The sequence below is a fragment of the Roseovarius sp. genome, assembly GCF_965277045.1.
Taxonomy (GTDB): Bacteria; Pseudomonadota; Alphaproteobacteria; order Rhodobacterales; family Rhodobacteraceae; genus Roseovarius.
On sequence record NZ_OZ255712.1, the window covers coordinates 2,144,132 to 2,163,364 of the forward strand.

General features: G+C 64.3%; 22 protein-coding genes and 1 tRNA gene. 4 read left to right on the forward strand and 19 right to left on the reverse strand.

The window, feature by feature from the left end; all coding sequences use genetic code 11:
* From ACQY4V_RS10790 to ACQY4V_RS10830, 9 genes are all read right to left on the reverse strand, one after another.
* The gene (locus ACQY4V_RS10790) at window positions 1–627 is read right to left on the reverse strand and encodes a hypothetical protein (RefSeq protein ID WP_428511549.1); all 627 of its coding nucleotides are present in this window, start codon (window positions 625–627) and stop codon (window positions 1–3) included.
* Window positions 624–1,175: an RNA polymerase sigma factor gene (locus ACQY4V_RS10795; protein WP_222450810.1), complete on the reverse strand. Its 552-nt coding sequence runs from the start codon at window positions 1,173–1,175 to the stop codon at window positions 624–626. The genes ACQY4V_RS10790 and ACQY4V_RS10795 overlap by 4 nt, the downstream gene beginning before the upstream one ends.
* Before the next feature lie 111 nt (window positions 1,176–1,286).
* Complete coding sequence (locus ACQY4V_RS10800) at window positions 1,287–2,216, reverse strand: AEC family transporter (RefSeq protein WP_428511551.1); 930 nt, start codon at window positions 2,214–2,216, stop codon at window positions 1,287–1,289.
* 4 nt (window positions 2,217–2,220) lie between these two features.
* On the reverse strand, window positions 2,221–3,018 hold the full coding sequence (locus tag ACQY4V_RS10805; protein WP_428511553.1) for an MBL fold metallo-hydrolase: 798 nt from the start codon (window positions 3,016–3,018) through the stop codon (window positions 2,221–2,223).
* Window positions 3,018–3,824, reverse strand: a complete 807-nt coding sequence (locus tag ACQY4V_RS10810) for a TatD family hydrolase (protein ID WP_428511555.1) — start codon at window positions 3,822–3,824, stop codon at window positions 3,018–3,020. Before ACQY4V_RS10810 ends, ACQY4V_RS10805 begins: the two co-directional genes overlap by 1 nt.
* Window positions 3,825–3,846: 22 nt before the next feature.
* Entirely contained in the window at window positions 3,847–5,004 is a 1,158-nt protein-coding gene (locus ACQY4V_RS10815) for a DNA polymerase III subunit delta' (protein WP_428517219.1), read from the reverse strand.
* Entirely contained in the window at window positions 5,004–5,630 is a 627-nt protein-coding gene (tmk, locus tag ACQY4V_RS10820) for a dTMP kinase (protein ID WP_428511557.1), read from the reverse strand. Before tmk ends, ACQY4V_RS10815 begins: the two co-directional genes overlap by 1 nt.
* Window positions 5,627–6,793 carry a D-alanyl-D-alanine carboxypeptidase family protein gene (locus ACQY4V_RS10825; protein ID WP_428511559.1) on the reverse strand — a complete coding sequence of 389 codons (1,167 nt, stop codon included), beginning with the start codon at window positions 6,791–6,793 and terminating at the stop codon, window positions 5,627–5,629. The genes tmk and ACQY4V_RS10825 overlap by 4 nt, the downstream gene beginning before the upstream one ends.
* Window positions 6,794–6,807: 14 nt before the next feature.
* Window positions 6,808–7,746 carry an SPOR domain-containing protein gene (locus ACQY4V_RS10830; RefSeq protein ID WP_428511561.1) on the reverse strand — a complete coding sequence of 313 codons (939 nt, stop codon included), beginning with the start codon at window positions 7,744–7,746 and terminating at the stop codon, window positions 6,808–6,810.
* Between the two features lie 202 nt (window positions 7,747–7,948).
* On the opposite strand from ACQY4V_RS10830, the gene ACQY4V_RS10835 reads away from it, so the two are divergent.
* Window positions 7,949–8,038: transfer RNA gene (locus ACQY4V_RS10835), tRNA-Ser, on the forward strand.
* A gap of 192 nt (window positions 8,039–8,230) precedes the next feature.
* On the opposite strand, the gene ACQY4V_RS10840 is transcribed toward ACQY4V_RS10835, so the two are convergent.
* The 10 genes from ACQY4V_RS10840 to ACQY4V_RS10885 all read right to left on the reverse strand — a co-directional run bounded on the left by ACQY4V_RS10840 (window position 8,231) and on the right by ACQY4V_RS10885 (window position 15,030).
* Window positions 8,231–9,004: a sulfotransferase family 2 domain-containing protein gene (locus tag ACQY4V_RS10840; protein ID WP_428511563.1), complete on the reverse strand. Its 774-nt coding sequence runs from the start codon at window positions 9,002–9,004 to the stop codon at window positions 8,231–8,233.
* Between the two features lie 156 nt (window positions 9,005–9,160).
* Complete coding sequence (ureG, locus tag ACQY4V_RS10845) at window positions 9,161–9,799, reverse strand: urease accessory protein UreG (protein ID WP_428511565.1); 639 nt, start codon at window positions 9,797–9,799, stop codon at window positions 9,161–9,163.
* Window positions 9,796–10,434, reverse strand: coding sequence for an urease accessory protein UreF (locus ACQY4V_RS10850; RefSeq protein ID WP_428511567.1), 639 nt, complete (start codon window positions 10,432–10,434; stop codon window positions 9,796–9,798). Before ACQY4V_RS10850 ends, ureG begins: the two co-directional genes overlap by 4 nt.
* Complete coding sequence (locus ACQY4V_RS10855) at window positions 10,424–10,897, reverse strand: urease accessory protein UreE (protein WP_428511569.1); 474 nt, start codon at window positions 10,895–10,897, stop codon at window positions 10,424–10,426. The genes ACQY4V_RS10850 and ACQY4V_RS10855 overlap by 11 nt, the downstream gene beginning before the upstream one ends.
* A 5-nt stretch (window positions 10,898–10,902) precedes the next feature.
* A complete protein-coding gene (gene ureC, locus ACQY4V_RS10860) occupies window positions 10,903–12,663 on the reverse strand; it encodes an urease subunit alpha (protein ID WP_428511571.1) in 1,761 nt (586 codons plus the stop codon).
* Between the two features lie 4 nt (window positions 12,664–12,667).
* A complete protein-coding gene (locus tag ACQY4V_RS10865) occupies window positions 12,668–12,982 on the reverse strand; it encodes an antifreeze protein (RefSeq protein WP_428511573.1) in 315 nt (104 codons plus the stop codon).
* Entirely contained in the window at window positions 12,982–13,287 is a 306-nt protein-coding gene (locus tag ACQY4V_RS10870) for an urease subunit beta (RefSeq protein WP_428511575.1), read from the reverse strand. Before ACQY4V_RS10870 ends, ACQY4V_RS10865 begins: the two co-directional genes overlap by 1 nt.
* Before the next feature lie 4 nt (window positions 13,288–13,291).
* Window positions 13,292–13,867, reverse strand: coding sequence for a HupE/UreJ family protein (locus ACQY4V_RS10875; protein WP_428511577.1), 576 nt, complete (start codon window positions 13,865–13,867; stop codon window positions 13,292–13,294).
* A gap of 20 nt (window positions 13,868–13,887) precedes the next feature.
* On the reverse strand, window positions 13,888–14,190 hold the full coding sequence (locus ACQY4V_RS10880; protein WP_428511579.1) for an urease subunit gamma: 303 nt from the start codon (window positions 14,188–14,190) through the stop codon (window positions 13,888–13,890).
* A gap of 6 nt (window positions 14,191–14,196) precedes the next feature.
* Window positions 14,197–15,030 (reverse strand): urease accessory protein UreD, encoded by an 834-nt coding sequence (locus ACQY4V_RS10885; protein WP_428511581.1) that lies wholly within the window; start codon window positions 15,028–15,030, stop codon window positions 14,197–14,199.
* A 235-nt stretch (window positions 15,031–15,265) separates the two neighbouring features.
* Here ACQY4V_RS10885 and ACQY4V_RS10890 point away from each other — a divergent pair, with 235 nt between their 5' ends.
* From ACQY4V_RS10890 to urtB, 3 genes are all read left to right on the forward strand, one after another.
* Complete coding sequence (locus ACQY4V_RS10890) at window positions 15,266–15,640, forward strand: hypothetical protein (protein ID WP_428511583.1); 375 nt, start codon at window positions 15,266–15,268, stop codon at window positions 15,638–15,640.
* A 292-nt stretch (window positions 15,641–15,932) separates the two neighbouring features.
* A complete protein-coding gene (urtA, locus tag ACQY4V_RS10895; RefSeq protein WP_428511585.1) occupies window positions 15,933–17,207 on the forward strand; it encodes an urea ABC transporter substrate-binding protein in 1,275 nt (424 codons plus the stop codon).
* A 70-nt stretch (window positions 17,208–17,277) separates the two neighbouring features.
* The gene (urtB, locus tag ACQY4V_RS10900) at window positions 17,278–19,233 is read left to right on the forward strand and encodes an urea ABC transporter permease subunit UrtB (protein WP_428511587.1); all 1,956 of its coding nucleotides are present in this window, start codon (window positions 17,278–17,280) and stop codon (window positions 19,231–19,233) included.

Genomic DNA, 19,233 nt, shown 5'->3' on the forward strand with positions numbered 1-19,233 from the left:
TCATTCAACGCTTTCCACAATATCGTCCCGCGCCTGAAGCGCCGTCACGGCCTCGGTGCGTGCCGCGTCGTCCGACGCCGCCAGCGTGTAGAGCCCGATGGCCGACGGCCCGTCCACGATCACGAGGCCCTGCGCCAGCAGCAGCGCCCGTATGTCCGCCTCGGTTGCGTCCTCGGCAAAGGCCACGCGGATCGTGTGCTCGGCGCGCGCCGTCGTCTCTTCACCGCCCGCGAGTTCAAAATCAGTGCCCCCATCATAACCGATATACGCGGTCTGCGCTACAACCAGACCGAACAGAACCACCGCCGCGATCTTCCAGAAATTGCCGGGCGCGGTCGGGCTGTTCGCGGCCTCGGGCAATCCGCCCTGCGGCACAACCGGCGCCGCGGCGTCGGTGTCGAGCTCACGCATCAGGCGGGCCAGCCCCAACTCCCCGGGCGACGACACGTCCTCGGCCTGCATTTTTAAGCGCATTGCCCGCAACGCCTCAAGCTCGCCGGCCAGCTGCGGGTCGGCCGCGACGGCGGCCTCGACGGCGGCGCGTTCCCCGCCTTCAAGCGTGTCATTGGCCAGAAAAACCAGCAGCGCCTCGATCTCGTCGCGGGACAGGTCCGATCCGTCGGTCATGACCGCACCTCCATCCGGCCCGAGAGGCAATGCAGCAGCAGCTTCTTGGCATGAAAGACACGCGTCTTGATCGTGCCCTCCGGCACCTCGGCGACGCTCGCGATCTCGCCATAGGTCATGTCCTGGTAGAAGGCCAGTTCCACCGCCGCCCGGTGCTGCGGCTTCAACTGATCCAGGCAATGGCGCAGATGTTCCGCCTCCTGCGCCGAGGCAAGGCAGGTCGCCGCGTCGGGGCTGTCGTCCACGCGTTCGTCGATCTCGTCGGTCAGGTCGACCCGTTTGTGCTTGCGAAAATGATCCATCGTTTTCCTGTAGGCTATGCCGAATACCCATGTTTTCACCGTCGACCGTCCCTCGAAGCGCCCAGCCGAGCGCCAGATGTCCATGAAGACGTCGTGATGTATGTCGGCTGCCTCGTGCGGATCGTTCATTTTCGAGACGATGAACCGGAAAACGGGCTTTTCCAGCGCCTTGTAGAAGGCGGCAAAGGCATCACGGTCACTGGCGGCCATGCGCCTCAGAAGCTCTGCAAGTTCGCTGTTCTGCATACTGTCCCGTCCGTTTCCCACGGCCCCCGGTCCCGATGCGCCGCCACGGACAGGATGCAATGAGACGGCCCGCGCGGTCAAAGCCTAACATGCGCCTCGCGCGGTTCGGCCTCAGGGCAGATGCCCCAGCCACAGCCAGACCGTGACGATCGACAGGGCGGTCGCCATCAGGACGGACGTTGCGGCCACGCGCATCGCGCGCCCGTACATGCTGGCAAAAATGTAGACGTTGATACCCGGCGCCATCGCCGCCGTCAGCACAGCGGACCGCGTTGCGTCCACCGACAGGTCGAAGGCCACCCCCAGAAGCCTGGTGACCAGCGGATGCACCACGAGCGAGATCAAACACAGGTAGAGAACCAGGCGCAGGTCGCCCTCGGGGCGATAGCTGGCCAGCACCCCGCCCACGCCGAACAGCGCGGCCGGAAGCGCCGCGCGCACCAGCAGGTCCAGCGCGTCGTTCACCGTACCCGGCAACGGCAGTCCGCTTAGATTCACGGCAAAGCCCAGCAGTATGCCCAGGATCAGCGTGTTGGAAAACATCGCCTTCAACACGCGCAACACGAGCCCCGAGCCGGCCTGCCCCTTGGCGCGGACAATCTCCATCGCCGTGATCCCGACACCATAGCAGATGGGCGAATGCAGCGCGATGATGGCATAGTTGGCCTCCAGCGCGTCCGGCCCGTAGGCGCGTTCGGTCAAGGGCAACCCCAGCAAAAGCGAGTTGGAAAAGAGGCCACAGAAACCGATGGCCACGCAATCCTCCCAGGGGCGCCCGAACAGGAACCGCCCGCCCAGCATGCCCAGGACAAAGCCCGCCAAGGCTCCTGCATAGAAGCTCACCAGCATACGCCATTCGAAGTATTGGCCAAGGTCCAGCCGCGAGATGGCCACGAACAGAAGGCAGGGAACCGCGAAGCTCTGGACAAAGGTCATCAGCCCTTCGACGCCGCTCTGGCTGAACCAGCCGCGCCAGACCGCCACATAGCCAAAGCCGATGATCATGAAGACCGGCAGGATGACGTCCAGCAGGGCCTGCATTGCGCTAGTCCCTGTAGGTGATCACCATGCCGTCATAGGCTGGGGTGATATGGTCGGGGGTTTCCTCGACAAGCGTCTGATAATCCATGTCGATATGCATGTTGGTCAGCACACCACGGCGCGGGGCGGCGCGGTCCAGCCACTCCAGCGACTGCTCCAGGTGAGAATGCGTCGGGTGTGGCGTGCGCCGCAGCGCGTCGAGAATCCAGCAATCCAGGTTCTCCAGGACCTTCCAGCTGTCGTCGGGAATTTCCGCGACATCCGGCAGGTAGGCAAGGTCGTCCACCCGGAACCCCAGCGCGTCGATCGAGCCGTGGTTGACCACGAAGGGACGGAGGGTGATGGCCCCTCCCTGCCCCTCGATGACCACGTCACCCTTGATCGTGTGCATGTCGAGGATGGGGGGATAGGGGCTGTCCTCGGGCTGCGTGAAGGCATAGCCAAAGCGTGAATACAGCGCATTCTGCGTGTCGCCATCGGCCCAGACCGGCAGGCGCTGGCGCATGTTGAAAACGATCATCCGCAGATCGTCCAGACCGTGCACATGGTCGGCATGGGCGTGGGTATAGACAACCGCGTCAAGCGCGCCTACGCCCGCATCCAGCAGTTGGCTTCGCAGGTCGGGCGAGGTGTCGATCAGTACCCGCGTGGTCCCATCCTCGCCTTCGCGCTCGATCAGCATTGAACAGCGGCGGCGATAGTTTCTGGGGTTCTCCGGGTCGCAGTCGCCCCAGTGTCCGCCAAGGCGCGGCACCCCGCCGGACGACCCGCATCCGAGTATGGTGAAACGCGTTTCCCCCATCAGGCGGCGGCTTTCCATTGTGCGGCCTTCCAGAACAGCCGGTCGAAATTGGCCTGCGTCTGCGCGGCGAAATCGGGCCAGTCCATGCCGAACACCTCGGCGCCCACCTTGGCCGTATGCACGGTATAGGCAGGTTCGTTCCGCTTGCCGCGATAGGGCGGCGGGGCGAGGTACGGCGCGTCGGTTTCCACCAGGATGCGGTCCACCGGGGCGGACGCGAAGATGTCGCGCAACTCCTGGCTCTTGGGAAAGGCCGAAATGCCCGACATCGACAGATAGAACCCAAGGTCAAGCGCCGCCTTGCCCAGTTCCGCACCGGACGAAAAGCAATGCATCACACAGGAGTATTCGCCCGCCTTGTGCTCTTCGGTCAGGATCCGCGCCATGTCGTCGTCAGCATCCCGTGCGTGGATGATCAGCGGCAGCCCGGTCTGGCGCGCGGCCTCGATATGCAGGCGCAGGCTTTCCTGCTGCGCACCCGCGCTCTCGGCGGTGTAGTGATAATCCAGCCCCGTCTCGCCGATGCCCACGAACTTGGGGTGCCGCGCCAGCGACACCAGCGCGTCGACCGTGGCCATCGGCTCGTCCGCCACGCTCATCGGGTGGGTGCCGGCGGCATAGAAAACCTCGTCATGCGCTTCGGCAATCGCCCTGACCTGCGGCTCCAGCCGCAGCTTGGTGCAGATGCTGACCATCCGCGTCACCCCGGCCTCGACCGCGCGTGCGATCACGTCGCCGCGTTCTTCGTCGAAGGTCTCGAAATCAAGATGGCAATGGCTGTCGGTGATCTGGACTTGGTCGGTCATGGGGCCTTGGAATTGACGGTGCTCAGAGGGATGTAGCGGTCTGCTGCAACTTGAACACCGTATCAAGCACCAAGGCGGCAGGGTCAAGGTTGACCGCCCGCCCGTGCCGCGCCCGCGCGCCGACCTCCTGCGCGCAATCGGCCCAGGCCCGCGCCTGAACCGGACTGCCCGCCAGCCTGCCGATGACCTCGGCCTCGCCCGGCACGGCCTCGGGCGGCAGGATGCCGGTGGCGCCCGCCCGTGCGACACGGGCCAGGAACATGTCCATCAGCGCCAGCAGCAGGTCCAGCTTCTGCTCGGCGCCGCGCTGCGCCGCCGCCTCGGCCAGTTTCATCGCGCGCGGCCGGTCCAGCATCGGCAGGCTCGCCGCCAATCCGACGATCTCGGCATAGATCTTCAGACCGTCGAGGTTGTAAAGCCGCACCGCCTCGCCGGCCGAGCCGCCCGACAGTTCCGCCAGCCCAGGCGCCTGTCCGCCCGGATCGATCCCGGCCTGATCCAGCGCCGCGATCACGTCGTCCGGGCTCAGCCGCTCCAGCCGCAACTCGCGGCAACGCGAGCGGATCGTCGGCAATAGCCGCGCCGGCTGATGCGCCACCAGCAAGAGCGTGGTGCGCGAAGGAGGCTCTTCCAGCATTTTCAACAGTGCGTTCGCGGCCGAGGTGTTCATCTCGTCTGCGGCGTCGATGATGACCACCCGCCGCCCGCCATCCACGGCGCTCAGGTTCACGAAATCGGCCAGTTCGCGCACTTCGTCCACCCGGATCTCGCGCGAGAACTTGCCCTCTTCGAAATTCTTCTGCCGGTCGCTGTCGCTGGTGCCCTGCCCGCCGCGCCGCACCAGGTGCAGCCCCGGCTCGGACCCCGCCAGCACGCGCCGCGTGACCGGATGATCCTCGGCAATCTCCAACGTGTCGGGCGCAGGCAGCGCATCGCCAAACAGCCCTCCTCCATCCGCCTCCGGGTCGGGCGTGGCCAGCAGGAACCGCGCGATCCGCCAGGCAAGCGTCGCCTTGCCCACGCCGCGCGGCCCGTGGATCAGCCAGCCATGATGCAGCCGGCCTGCGTTGAACGCTTGCAAGAACGCGCTTTGTGCGGCGTCCTGTCCGTAAAGGCGGGACGTCTCGGCCGGGTGCGGCGCGCCGTCGATGCGATCGGGAAGCGGAATGTCTCGGTCCATCATGTCAGGCGCGGTTCTACCGCAGCCCGGACATCCGCCGCAATCGCTTCGATTCCCCGATTGCCGTCGATCACGATGAAACGCTCCGAAAATTCCCCGGCAAGGTCCAGGAACCCCTGCCGCATCTGCGCTTGCAGGCTGGCACCGAAGCTCTCGAAACGCTCCTCGCTGCCGCCGCGCGACAGCGCGCGTTCCAGCCCCTTGCCCGGGTCCATGTCGATCAGGATGGTCAGGTCCGGCTCGCGCCCAATCAGCAGGTCGTGCAGCGCGTCGACCTTTTGGCGCAGGTCGCCCCGGCTCAGACCCTGGTACATGCGCGTGCTGTCGGCAAAACGATCGCAGATCACGACCTTGCCGGCCGCCAGCGCCGGCTCGATCAACCGTTCCAGGTGATCGCGGCGGGCCGCCGTGAACAGCAGCAGCTCGGTCTCCGCCGACCAGCGGTCGGCATCGCCTTCCAGCACCAGCTTGCGGATTTCCTCGGCGCCGGCGCTGCCGCCCGGCTCTCGCGTCAGGACAACATCACGCCCCGTGCCTTGCAAATGCTCGGCCAGCAGGCGCGCCTGCGTGGACTTGCCCGACCCGTCGATGCCTTCAAAGGTGACGAAGCGGCCCTGTCCGCTCAAAGCGTCCCCTCGGGCCCCTGTTGCAGCCGTTTCAATAGCACGCCCGCCACCGTCTTCAGCCGCACGGCAAAGCCACCCACGGCAACGCTTTCGGCGGCGACCAGCGGCACGCGCATCTCCGGCAGGCCCTCGGGCGTAAAGACCAGTTGGGCCAGTTCGTCGCCTTGCGTGATAGGCGCGCTCACCGGTCCCTCATAGACGACTTCGGCGGTCATGTTGTCCGAGCCCAGCACCGGCACCAGCGTGGTCAGGTCCTTCGCGGGCGTCAGTCCTACGGTTGCCGCGCTTCCCATCCAGACTTCGGCGCGGGAGACTTCGCTGCCGGCCTTGACGATCTCTTTTTCGGCAAATTGACGAAAGGACCAGTTCACAAGGGCTTCCGCCTCTTGTGCTCTTTGGGCTGCAGTGTCCAATCCCGACAGCACGAACACCACGCGGCGTCCGCCCTGCTCGGCCGAGCCGACAAGTCCGTAGCCCGCCGCCTCTGTGTGCCCGGTCTTCAGACCGTCGGCCCCGATCCCCAGTTTCAGCAGAGGGTTGCGGTTCTGCGTGTTCTGCGGCGCGCGCCCGTCGAACTCATAGGTCGTCTCGGCGAACATCGGGTAGAAGTTGGGGAAATCCACGATCAGGCGCTCGGCCAGGATCGCCAGGTCATGCATGCTCATCCGGTGGCCCGCGGCGGGCCATCCGTTGGAGTTCGCGAAGGTCGAATTGGTCATGCCCATGTCTTGCGCCCGCTGCGTCATGAACCGGGCAAACCCCGCTTCGGTGCCATCGGGGCTCAGCGCCTCGGCAATCACCGCACAGGCGTCATTGCCCGACAGCACGATGATGCCGCGCAGCAGGTCCTCGACGCTCACCCGGTCGGTCGTGTCCAGGAACATGGTGGAGCCGCCATAACTCATGGCATGCTCCGACACCGGAAGTTTCTCCTGCAGCGAAAGCCGCCCGTCCCGGATGGCCTCGAAGGCCACGTAAAGCGTCATCAGCTTGGACATCGAGGCCGGTGGCAGGGGTTCGTCGGCATTGCGGCTGAGCAGCACCGTTCCGGTGCCCAGATCCTTCACATACGCGGCCTTGGCGCTGGTGTCGAACGCCTGCGCCGGCAAGGAAAGCGCAATCACCGCGACACAGGCGGTCAAAAGTCGTGCAATAAGGGTCATGGGCAAGTCCCGTATCAGTTGGTTACAGCGTATGCATCATCAAAACCAACGTCCTTGACCTTTTTCAACAGGACAGATTGTTCGGACTTGCTTTGGGCCGGTCCGACGATCACGCGCCAGAAGGTCTTGCCCTGCGAGCTCTGTTTTTTAACGATCGGAACTATGCCTTCCTGCCGCATGGCGGTGGCGGTATTCCGCGCATTCTGCTCGACCGAGAAGATACCGATCTGCAGATAGGGCTTCGACAGGGACGACCCGGACAGGACCGGCGTCGCTGCGGCGGGGGTCGGTGCCGGGGCCGGTTCGGTGGCCACGGCTGCGGTCGCGCCCGCGGTCTGGGTGGCCGGGCGCACCGGCTCTGCGGCCTCGGCGCTTTCGATCGCGGCGGCCGCCCCGGCCAGCGGCTCCAGCGTCGTCTGCTCGACAGAAGCGGGTGCCAGCGTGCCTGCCTCGCCCTCGGTCTCGGCGGCGGCCAGCGCCTCGGGATCAGGGGCGGACTCGCGGCGCAGGGCCGTGACGTTGAGCTGCGACGGCGCCCCCGCCAGCATGCCCAGCGCGTCCGCGGCATCGGACGAGACCTGCAGGATCGGGCCCGGGTTGCTGCGCTCGCGGCGGAACAATGCGCCAATGACGAACTTGCCGTTCTTGGTATTGCGGATAATGACGCGTTCGGGCTCCTGCACATCCGGGTGCGCGACCCACACGCCACCCAGCGACGGGCGCCCGTCCCACAGGCCCTTGTCGGTCACCTGGAAGACGTCCGGCGCTTCGACGTCACGCTCGATCAGCTTGACCGAGTTGTCGGCCGAGGTCACTTCCTCCGTGTCACCGGCCTGCGATTTGAAAAGGCCGAATTCTCCGCCCTCGGTACATCCGCTCAGAACCAGCGCAATAGCACTGGAGGCGGTGATCAGGCGCGCACGCGCCCCTTTGCCCGTCCATTGAAATGTCATGTTTCGTCCCTTGCCTGTCATGCACCGTATTAGATGCGGGTGCCGGTTTTCCGACGTTTGCTCGAGCACGCAGATACCTGCGTTTGTGCGCAGAATAGCCGGTCAAGACCGTTCTGGGAAGTCCGCAAAGCCATTTCGGCGTTTTTCCTCGTCAACTGATGACTTTCAGAATCGCGAAAGCCACAGTAACACACGCGGACGCGGAGGTTTGGCAGAGTGGTCGAATGCACCGGTCTTGAAAACCGGCGGGCGTGAAAGCGTCCCCAGGGTTCGAATCCCTGAGCCTCCGCCAGTATCCAGCAGAACGTATAGTATCCTGTCCCGAAGGCGCTGACGGTTCACGCCTTCCATCCCCGCAACAAAGCTCGGCTGTGGGTCACATCCCTTTTTAATCGTCTCGAGACCGGACATCGCTTCGATTTCGTTCACGACCTCCCCCATGCGTCCGACCAGGTACGTGGCCTTCGACGGTTCCTGGAAGCCCTCAAAAGTTCGGAGAATAGCCAAATTCGGAAATTTCGCTTGAATAGATCTTTGCAACAAGCTCGATCGCCTCGGTATCGTAATGTTCTGCAATCGACCTTTTTCTGGGTCGGACATCAGCCTTCGCTGACGGAACCGACGTCAAATTCAGCTCTATGCCGATAGTTTCCCCGACGGTTGCCAGGTCAGCCTCCAGATTTTCGTAGCGTCCGACGAAATCCACGGCAACACGTGGGCCGATCGCATAGATATCCCAATTCGAACGATGACGCGGCACGAGACGCTCGGGGTCAGGCCGCTCCGGGTCTGCGAGACGGCGAAGGAACTCTTTGAAAGACACATTATCGCAGTTCCTGCCATTGCAGCGCCAGTAGTAATCCGAAACGGCATGTGTCCAGGGATTCCGGACAAAGCAGAACTTGAAGTAATCTTGCCAAGCAACCGGGTCAAAATTCCGTACCGACGCGGCAGCGGGATGCGCTCCACCGGCCATCCCCATATTCTTCGCCATGAAGCGATGCACATATCTGTTGACGTCGTTCGGAGAAAGGTGCGCGATCCCGGTCTTGCCCTGACGTCGCCCACACCCGTCCATCTGCTGTGCAACGTTCACGACCCAGTCATTATACCGGCCCCCCGCTGCGATAGTGTCACTCCACGCTCCGGTCTGTATGTCCGTTGGTCCGAGATAGCGATTGCAAAGCGTGGTTATTGTGCTTCCGGCTACTTTCCGACAATGAAGGAATATGAATTTGTGCTTGTGACTCAAAATCATTGTTGGCGTGTCTTTATCAAGTGATCGTCATTCAGGTACCGTACGCAGTCTGTGCGACGAAATTCAGGCTCACTTCAACCACGCCGCCGACGGCCGCACAACCGATCATAGATGTCCAAGTGCTCCGTATCGACTGGCGTTTCGTCGATTGCTCGATCAGGAACTCACGGTCGAGCGAACCCTGTCGAGACCGGACATTGCCTTGATTTCGTTCAATACCTCGTCAGCGCCGGTGCCTGACTTTAGCGATGTGAAGATGAAAGGGCGACCTTGACGCACCCGCGCGGCGTCCGTTCGCATCACGTCGAGCGACGCGCCCACATGCGGTGCCAGGTCCGTCTTGTTGATCACCAGGATGTCCGAGCGCGTTATCGCCGGTCCGCCCTTGCGCGGTATCTCCTCGCCCGCGGCCGTGTCGATCACATAGACCGTCAGGTCGGCAAGCTCCGGGCTGAAGGTTGCGGACAGGTTGTCACCGCCCGACTCGATCAGCACCACCTCGACATCGGGATGGCGTTCGCGCATTTCGGCGACGGCGGCCAGGTTTATGGACGCGTCTTCGCGGATCGCGGTGTGTGGACAGCCCCCGGTCTCGACTCCGATGATCCGGTCCGAGGGCAGGATCTGCATGCGCATCAGCGCTTCGGCATCTTCCTGGGTGTAGATGTCGTTGGTGATCACGCCGATCGAATACGCATCTTTCAATCGCTCCGACAGACGGGCGGTCAACGTGGTCTTGCCGGCGCCGACCGGCCCGCCGATCCCGATGCGCAAGGGTCCGTTCATCCTGGTCATGACTGAAACAGCCTTGGTTCGAGAGTTTCATGCCGCATCGACGCGATGTCGGACAGGAAAGCGTTGCTGAAGATGTCGTCGATCTCTGCACCCCGTGTTTCGGCTTCGACACGAAGCAGGTCCGCCTGAAGCGCCGCCAAGACGCGCTGCCCGTCTGTCTGGCCAAGCGGCATCAGGCGAAGGGCCGCGGAGACAAGGTTGGACAGGAAGGATTGCAGGTAGAGCAGCACGCAGGCGTCGACGTCGAGGTTCATCAGGTGCGCCGCCCGCCCCGTGGCGACCGGCAAGGTCAGGTCCGGAAGGTCAAGCCTCCAGACGGCATTGGTCGTGTGCACGAAGGCCATTCCCTGCCGCACCGTCTCGGACAGACGTTCGGCGGAGGGCGCGAAGGCGCGGGCCTGCGCGTCGATCTCGGTCACGTCATCTGCCCCGGCAGCAAGCCGCAACCAGATCGCGTCCGTTCGGCCCGCACCTTCGGTCAGGCAGGTGCACAGCCATGCCTGCAGCGTCTCGGCATCCTTGATTTGCTCATCGCGGATGGCTTGTTCTAACCCATGCGACCAGGCAAAGGCGCCGATGGGATAAGCCGGGGACAGCCATTGCGCCAGGGTCAGAAGGCCGGCGTCAGTGTGCATGGGCCGTCGCCCCGTGTTCGTGGCTGTGGGTCCTGCCATGTCCATAGGCGCCGCCCTCGGGTTTGAAGGGTTCGGTGACCGGGGTGAGGGTCGCGCCCAGATGGGCCAGCATATGCGCGATCACGGGATCGTCGCGGATCAAGAGCCGGTCGGCTTCCACCTGGCAGGGCGTGTGCCGGTTGCCGATATGCCAGGCCAATCTCGCCAGGTCGGACCCCGACACTGCCAACAACGCCTCCGGGGCCGCGGCGATACGGACCAGCCGCCCGTCGCTGGTTTCCAGGGCGTCTCCGTCGTCCAGGGACACCGTATGCTCGAAATCGGCCACAAGCGACCACCCTTCTTCCACGGTAAGCTTGCGTCGCCGGAAAAAACGATCCTCGTAGGACAGCGCGCACAGCGCGGCGTCTCCGGTCCAGGTTCCGGCCTTGTGGAGGTGTTGGGCGATCGGGAGGTCTGTCATGGCACTCAATACAGGAAATAGCGCTGCGCCATCGGCAGTTCGCTGGCCGGCTCGCAGGTCAGCAGCTCGCCGTTGGCACGCACTTCGTAGGTTTCAGGGTTCACGTCGATCTCGGGGCAAGCATCGTTCAGCTTCAGGTCTGCCTTGCCGATGCCACGGGTGTTCTGCACCGGCAGGGTCTGCTTGGCGATCCCGAGCGTATCGCCGATGCCGTCATCATGCGCCGCCGCCGATACGAAGGTGACGGCGGAGGCGTGCAGCGCGCGCCCATAGGCCCCGAACATTGGGCGCGTATAGACCGGCTGCGGCGTCGGGATCGAGGCATTCGGGTCGCCCATCTGCGCACAGGCAATCGAGCCGCCGATCAGCACCATCTCGGGTTTCACGCCGAAAAAGGCCGGGTTCCACAGCACCAAGTCGGCGCGCTTGCCTTCCTCGATCGACCCGATGTGATCGGAAATACCATGCGCGATGGCCGGGTTGATCGTGTACTTGGCGACATAGCGGCGCGCGCGCAGGTTGTCGTTCTCGCCGGTCTCGTCTGCCAGCCGCCCCCGCTGTTTCTTCATCTTGTCGGCGGTCTGCCACGTGCGGATGATCACCTCGCCCACCCGTCCCATCGCCTGGCTGTCCGAGGCGATGATGCTGAACGCGCCCATGTCGTGCAGGATGTCCTCGGCGGCGATGGTCTCGCGCCGGATCCGGCTTTCGGCAAAGGCGATGTCCTCGGGGATCGACTTGTCGAGGTGGTGGCACACCATCAGCATGTCCAGGTGCTCTTCCAGCGTGTTCACCGTGAAGGGCCGCGTCGGGTTGGTCGAGGACGGCAGCACGTTCGCCTGCCCGCAAATCTTGATGATGTCCGGCGCGTGGCCCCCGCCCGCACCCTCGGTGTGGAAGGCATGGATGGTCCGGCCTTTCATCGCTGCCACCGTGTTCTCGACGAACCCGGATTCGTTCAGCGTATCGGTGTGGATCATCACCTGCACATCCATTGCGTCGGCCACCGACAGGCAGCAATCAATGGCCGCCGGGGTCGTGCCCCAGTCCTCGTGCAGCTTCAGCGCGCAGGCGCCGGCCATGACCTGTTCCTCTAGCGCGGCGGGCAGCGAGGCGTTGCCCTTGCCGGCGAACGCCAGGTTCATCGGAAAGGCATCGGCGGCCTGCAACATCCGCCCCAGGTGCCACGGCCCCGGCGTGCATGTGGTGGCCAGCGTGCCATGCGCGGGGCCAGTGCCACCGCCCAGCATCGTCGTGAGGCCCGAATGCAGCGCATCCTCGATCTGTTGCGGGCAGATGAAATGGATATGGCTGTCAAAGCCGCCGGCGGTCAGGATACGCCCCTCGCCCGCGATGATCTCGGTTCCCGGGCCGATCACGATATCTACGCCGGGCTGGGTGTCTGGGTTGCCCGCCTTGCCGATCTTGTGGATCGCACCGTCCTTCAGGCCGACATCCGCCTTGTAGATGCCGGTATAGTCCAGGATCAGCGCGTTGGTGATGACCGTATCCATCGCCCCTGCCGCGCGCGTCACCTGGCTTTGGCCCATCCCGTCGCGGATCACCTTGCCGCCGCCGAACTTGACTTCTTCACCGTAAAGCGCCGCGTTCCCGCCGGTTCCGCCCGTCGCGGCGGCCCCGGCATTCAGTGCGGTCAGGTCGCGTTCGACCTCTATGATCAGGTCGGTATCGGCCAGGCGCAGCCTGTCACCCGTCGTGGGGCCGAACATGGCGGCGTATTCGGAACGTGAAATGCGTGCGGGCATCGGCTTACCTCTTCCTGTATCCACGCTTGGCCAGGCGGCGTGCATTGGCGCGGGTCTTTTGCCGGACCGGTTTCATGGCGGCGGCGACGACCTGATCCGCCCGGCGGCCACGCATGACGGCGGTTCCTGCGTCGGTCGCGGCCCGCGTCAGCGCAAAGACCTTTTCGTTGACCATGCGGCTGTTCTCGGACGGGGTGACCGACCAGAGACCGGCGAGGCCCCACATGCGCATGGCGATGACCGCCTGCGCCTCGGCCACGATCATCGCGGCCTGAAAGGCATTCGACCACAGGTCGACCGGCGTCAGCACACGCGCCATCACAGATCCCCCATGACGGCGCCATTGAAGCCGTAGACCCGCCGCCCCCCGCCAATCGGGATCAGGTGCACCTCACGGCGCTGGCCCGGCTCGAACCGCACGGCGGTGCCGGCGGCGATGTCCAGACGGTGCCCCCGCGCCGCCTCGCGGTCGAACTCCAGCGCCGGGTTCGTCTCGGCAAAGTGATAATGGCTGCCCACCTGAACGGGCCGGTCGCCGGTATTGGCGACTTCCAGCGTGATCGCCTGCCGGTCCGAGTTCAGCTCCAGCATACCCTCGGCGGGGAACATCTCTCCGGGGATCATCGCCTCACCCCGCCATGACCAGCGCAGAGCCGCCAATCGCGACAGCCAGCCCTGCACCGCGTGTCAGCAGCGCCCCGCCGAAACGGCCCAGCGCCCGGCCTGCGGCGGCCCCCAGCGCGTGCAACCCCGTCGTCGCTGCGACAAAGCCCGCGAGATAGGCAATTGCTCCCGCGCCGCCGATCTCGGTCCCGTGCGCGTGACCGTGAAACACGCCCATCGCCGCCGTGATCGCGACCGCCGCCGAAAGCGGCAACCGCGCCGCCGTGGCGACCAGTACGCCCAGGACAAGGACGGACACCAGGATCATCGGCTCGACCATCGGCAGCGGCAGACCTGCCAACGACAGCAGGAACCCCAGCGCCATCGCGCCCACGAAACCCACCGGCAAGGCCACGAACGCCCGCCCGCCAAGGCTTGCAGCCCACAGGCCCACCGCGACCATCGCCAGGATATGGTCCGCGCCGAACACCGGGTGCGAAAGCCCCGCGGCGAAGGACCCGTGCGCGCCTGGATCAAGGTGTGCGAACGCTGGGCCAGCGGCCAGCACGGCAGGGATGAGGGTGAAGGCAAGGCGTCGCATGGGTCAGGTCTCCTGTCGGGTCAGCGAATTGGGTTATGTACTGTGACAAGCTTGGTGCCGTCGGGAAAGGTGGCTTCGACCTGCACCTCGTGGATCATCTCGGGCACGCCCTCCATGCAGTCGCCCCGGCTGACGACCTCGGCCCCGGCCTCCATCATGTCGGCGACCGAACGCCCGTCGCGAGCACCTTCGACCACGGCGTCGGTGATCAGCGCAATCGCCTCGGGGTAATTCAGCTTGACGCCCCTTGCCAATCGCTTGCGAGCCACCTCCGCGGCCATGGACACCATAAGCTTGTCTTTCTCTCTGGGCGTCAGTTGCATCTTCGGTCAAAGCCTCCAGGATCTTGGCAGGGACGCGTTCGACAGCGCCTCGAGCACCGGGCACAGCGTCCGGCGCAATTCGAACCCGTCGCGCGCCAGCACCCGCACCACCAGCACATCGGGGCGCAAGAGGCTTGCGCCCCCGGTCGCGGGCAGCAGCGCCCGCACCATTGGCAGCAACCGCTCGGCCCGGCGCCCCACGTAAAGTGCACTTGCCATTGCGGTCATCGCCGCCGCCACGGCCGCCTGCCCCAGCCGCGCGGGAATGTCGCCGCTCAAGGCTACGCGGTCCTCGTAAAGCGGTCGGTTGTCACGACGAACGCTGACACGGTCCAGGAAATCCGCCCGCGTCACCGTCTCGCCCATGGTCAGGCGTCCGAACGCGACCGGCTCGGCCATGATGAATTCCGCCGTATTCTCGATCTCGACCTCCAGTCGCCGGTCCAGCGCAGCACCGTCGAACACCAACAGTTCCTGAGGCAACCAGCACAGCGTCGCGCCCGCCTCGACATGCAGCCGCGACCGCACTCGCGACCGACCCGAATTGCTGCGATACGCCCGCTCGGCCGCCTGCGTCGTGACGACAAGCCGGCTGCCTGCCCCCGCAGTGGCCTCGATATCAAAACGGTCTCCTCCGGTCAGACCGCCCGAGGTGTTCACCACGATCGCCTCCAACGCATCCGTCCGGCGCGGGAAAAGTGCCCGCGCACAGCCCGCGCTGTGCAGCCTGTCCAGCACCGAACACCCATCCCGCAGCTTGGACGCGACGCGCAAACTTCCCCGGGCCCGCGGCAGGGCCGGACCGTCCGCGTGGGCAGTGATATCCGGGGCAAGTAGCATGGCAGCTTTCCGAGTTCGCAACGCGCAAAGCCAGCACCAAGGGGTGCGCCTGTTCCACATCAAGCGATCGTTCCACATAATGCCTTGCCCCCAACGATTAAGTAAGTGGCATTTTTTTGCGTCAATGCCGCATTCCTAGGCACATTTGATACCTGCAGAACACACAGGCTCAGAAGGTTGAGACTGCGCAGTTACAGGAGTTGATTGCCCGGATTTTCGGCGCGATGATCAAGACATGAGCGGTTTGAGAACTTTCCTCGTGCTTTGCTGCCTCTGCGCCGGGTCGGCGTCATTTGCCGCGCCGTTGCCAGAGATTTTCGCCGGATGCACCGGCCGCCTTTCTGCCGAACTGGAACATGCCTGGCTGATGCAAGACCCGGACGCCGACATCCTGGAAACCCGGCGCGCGCGTTTCGAGCAACTTCTCGCCGCCACCTCCACCCCCGATCAGCGCAGCCATCTCCTAGACCATCGTATCAGGGCCAAGAAAGCGCACGCGCGGATTCTCAGCACCGCGCAATTCTCTCGCGACACGGACCGGGCCGGATGGGCGCGCCAGCGGGCGAATGCCGAAATCGGCTACTGCCAAAGCTTTCTCCTGGAAAGCTGAGGAAAACCAGCACCGCACCGCAGAAAAAATAGGCGATCACACCGAAAACCGCTGAATATATAGGCCGCGACCGCAAGCTGTCCCTGTGAAAACCACGGAATTGTCGCCGCAGCGCAGAATCTTGTGAAACCAATATGTCCGACGGGCGGCTGCCGCCCGCTCGAACGTGCGATGGTGCCAGTCTTGCAATCCTGAAACACCACCGCACTCCGCAACAAGTTGCGTGGGGGAGATATGGGACATCCGGTTTCGGCTCACAAGAACCCTGCGCGTTACGCAAAGGGGATTTTCCATGATTAAGACACTTCTAGGCACAGCAGCGGTCCTGACGGCCCTTTCGGCTCCGGCCTTCGCACAGGACTGCCCGATCAAGGTGGGCGTGCTGCACTCGCTGTCGGGCACAATGGCGATCTCGGAGACGACGCTCAAGGACACGATGGAGATGCTGATCGAACAGCAGAACGAGAAAGGCGGCGTTCTGGGCTGCGAGCTCGAAGCCGTCGTCGTCGATCCGGCCTCCGACTGGCCGCTCTTCGCCGAAAAGGCCCGCGAACTGCTGACGGTGCACGAGGTCGACGTGATCTTCGGCAACTGGACGAGCGTCAGCCGCAAATCCGTCCTGCCGGTCATCGAGGAGCTGAACGGCCTGCTGTTCTACCCCGTGCAATACGAGGGCGAGGAAAGCTCCAAGAATGTGTTCTACACCGGCGCCGCGCCCAACCAGCAGGCGATCCCGGCCACGGATTACTTCCTGGAAGAACTCGGCGTCGAAAGCTTCGCGCTCCTGGGCACCGACTATGTCTATCCCCGCACCACGAACAACATCTTGGAATCCTATCTGAAATCCAAGGGCATCGCTGACGAAGATATTTTCGTCAACTACACTCCGTTCGGTCACTCCGACTGGTCCAAGATCGTGTCGGACGTGGTGGCGCTGGGTGCCGGCGGCAAACAGGTCGGCGTGATTTCCACGATCAACGGCGACGCCAACGTGGGCTTCTACAAGGAACTGGCAGCCCAGGGCGTGTCGGCCGATGACATCCCCGTCGTCGCCTTCTCGGTGGGCGAGGAAGAGCTTTCGGGCCTCGACACCTCGAACCTCGTCGGTCACCTGGCGGCGTGGAACTACTTCCAGTCGGCCGACACCGACGCCAATGCCGAATGGATCGAGGCGTGGAAAGCCCGCATGGGCGAGGAACGCGTGACCAACGACCCTATGGAGGCGCATTATATCGGCTTCAACATGTGGGTGAACGCCGCCGAAAAGGCCGGCACAACCGATGTCGACGCTGTGCGCACCGCCATGTACGGGCAGGAATTCCCGAACCTGACCGGCGGCACCGCCGTCATGCTGCCCAACCACCACCTGGCCAAGCCGGTCCTGATCGGCGAGATTCAGGCGGACGGGCAGTTCGACATCATCAGCCAGACCGAGGAAGTGCCGGGCGACGCCTGGACCGACTACCTGCCGGAATCGGCCGTGCTGAAGTCCGATTGGCAGGAGCTCGAATGCGGTATGTACAACACCGAGACCGAGACCTGCGTGCAGATCAAGTCGAACTACTGATCCCCTTGAACCGGAAGGGCGGCCCCGCGCCGCCCTTCACCCCCTTCTGTTCCCCCACGGAGGCCCGTGCATGGCACGCCTGTTGCTGATCCTCACGCTCCTGATTGCATCCCTGCCCGCTGCGGGACAGCAGGTCGATGCTCCGATCCAGCAGCTTTTGCAGGAGCACGCCGGGCAGTTGGCAAAGCCCTCGCGCACCAAGGTCGCCCCCACCATCGATGCCATCGCCGAAAGCGGCCTGCCCGAGGCGCAGACCGTCCTGCGCAAATGGCAGGACAAGGAGCTGTGGCGGAACACAGAGACCGGCCTGTTCATCTGGGCCGAAGAGATCGACCGCGACACGATCCGCGGCTTCGACTTTGCCGGGGACACGGCCCTGGGCGAATTGCCCGACGATGCCTTTGAGCAGTCCAAGCCCAATTCCGGGGTGCGCAAGATGATCGGCGCGGCACTGGTCAAGTTCCAACTGACCGCCGAAGACGTCGCCACCCGCCGCACCGCCATCGACAATATCGAACGCGACGCCGAAGCCTCGCACCTCGTCCCCCTGCGCGAGGCGATCGAGGCCGAGACAAGTCCGACCCTCAAGGCCCGCGCCGAACGCCTCGAACGCCTTCTGACCATCCGTTTCGGCGAAACCGACGAAGAGCGCATCGCCGCCATCGAAGGATTCCAGGGCGATCTGGGCGTCGACCTGCGCGGTGCATTGAATCCGCTGGTCACGACCCGGCTGGAAGCCGCGGAAACCGCACCCGAAGGTCCCGAAATCGCCCAGGTGCTGAAGCCAGGCTCGGAGGCTTTGCCCCGCGAAAATGCTTACGACCTCTTGGTGTCGGAAGGCTTCGCCAAGCCACGCATCAGCCGCGCCGACAAGGCCGCGGCACTGGTGGCCAATCTTGACAACGACACCGTCGCCGGCATCCAAGTGGCAACGCTCGACACCGAAGACGCCCGCGACATGGCCTATGCCAAGTTGGCCGAGCAAGGCACGGTCGACCCCGTCGCCACCGAGGCCGAGATCGACGAGACGCTGGACCGATACACCTTCTATGAGGTCTTCACCGGCGCCCCGCCCGCCGTCGCGCTGGCCGCGATGAATACGCTCAACGGCATCGAGACTCGTGTCGCGGTCAACCAGGCCGCCGACCTTGCGCTCGACGCCATCTCGCTCGGCTCGATCTATTTCCTCGCCGCCATCGGCCTTGCCATCACCTTTGGCGTGATGGGGGTAATCAACATGGCCCATGGCGAGTTCATCATGATGGGCGCCTATACCGGCTTCGTCGTGCAGCAGATCATCCCCGACCAGACGCTTTCGGTGATCCTGGCCATTCCTCTGGCCTTCGCCGTGACCTTCGCGGCCGGCGTAGTGATGGAACGGCTGGTGATCCGCTGGCTCTATCACCGCCCGCTGGAAACGCTTCTGGCCACCTTCGGCATCTCCATCGCGCTGCAACAGATCGCCAAGAACATCTTCGGCACGCAGGCTCGCCCGCTGACGGCCCCCGGATGGCTCGACGGGTCGCTGGTGTTCAACGACATCGTCTCGATCAGTTACATTCGTATCGCGATCTTCGTGCTGGCGCTTTTGTTCCTTGCCCTGTTCCTGTTGGTGATGAACCGCACCCGGCTGGGGCTGGAGGTGCGCGCGGTCACCCAGAACCCCCGAATGGCGGCCTCGATGGGGATCAACCCTGACCGGATCAACATGCTGACCTTCGGGTTCGGTTCGGGCATCGCGGGCATCGCGGGCGTCGCCATCGGGCTTTACGCAAAGGTCACGTCCGAGATGGGTGCCGACTATATCGTGCAAAGCTTCATGACCGTGGTCGTGGGCGGGGTCGGCAACATCTGGGGCACGCTGCTGGGTGCCACGCTCGTTGGCTCGCTTCAGAAAGGAATCGAATGGCTGAACCCCTCGAATACGCTGGCGGCCCAGACCTACATGATCCTCTTCATCATCCTCTTCATCCAGTTCCGTCCGCGCGGCATCATCGCACTCAAGGGCCGGGCGGCGGAGGCGTGA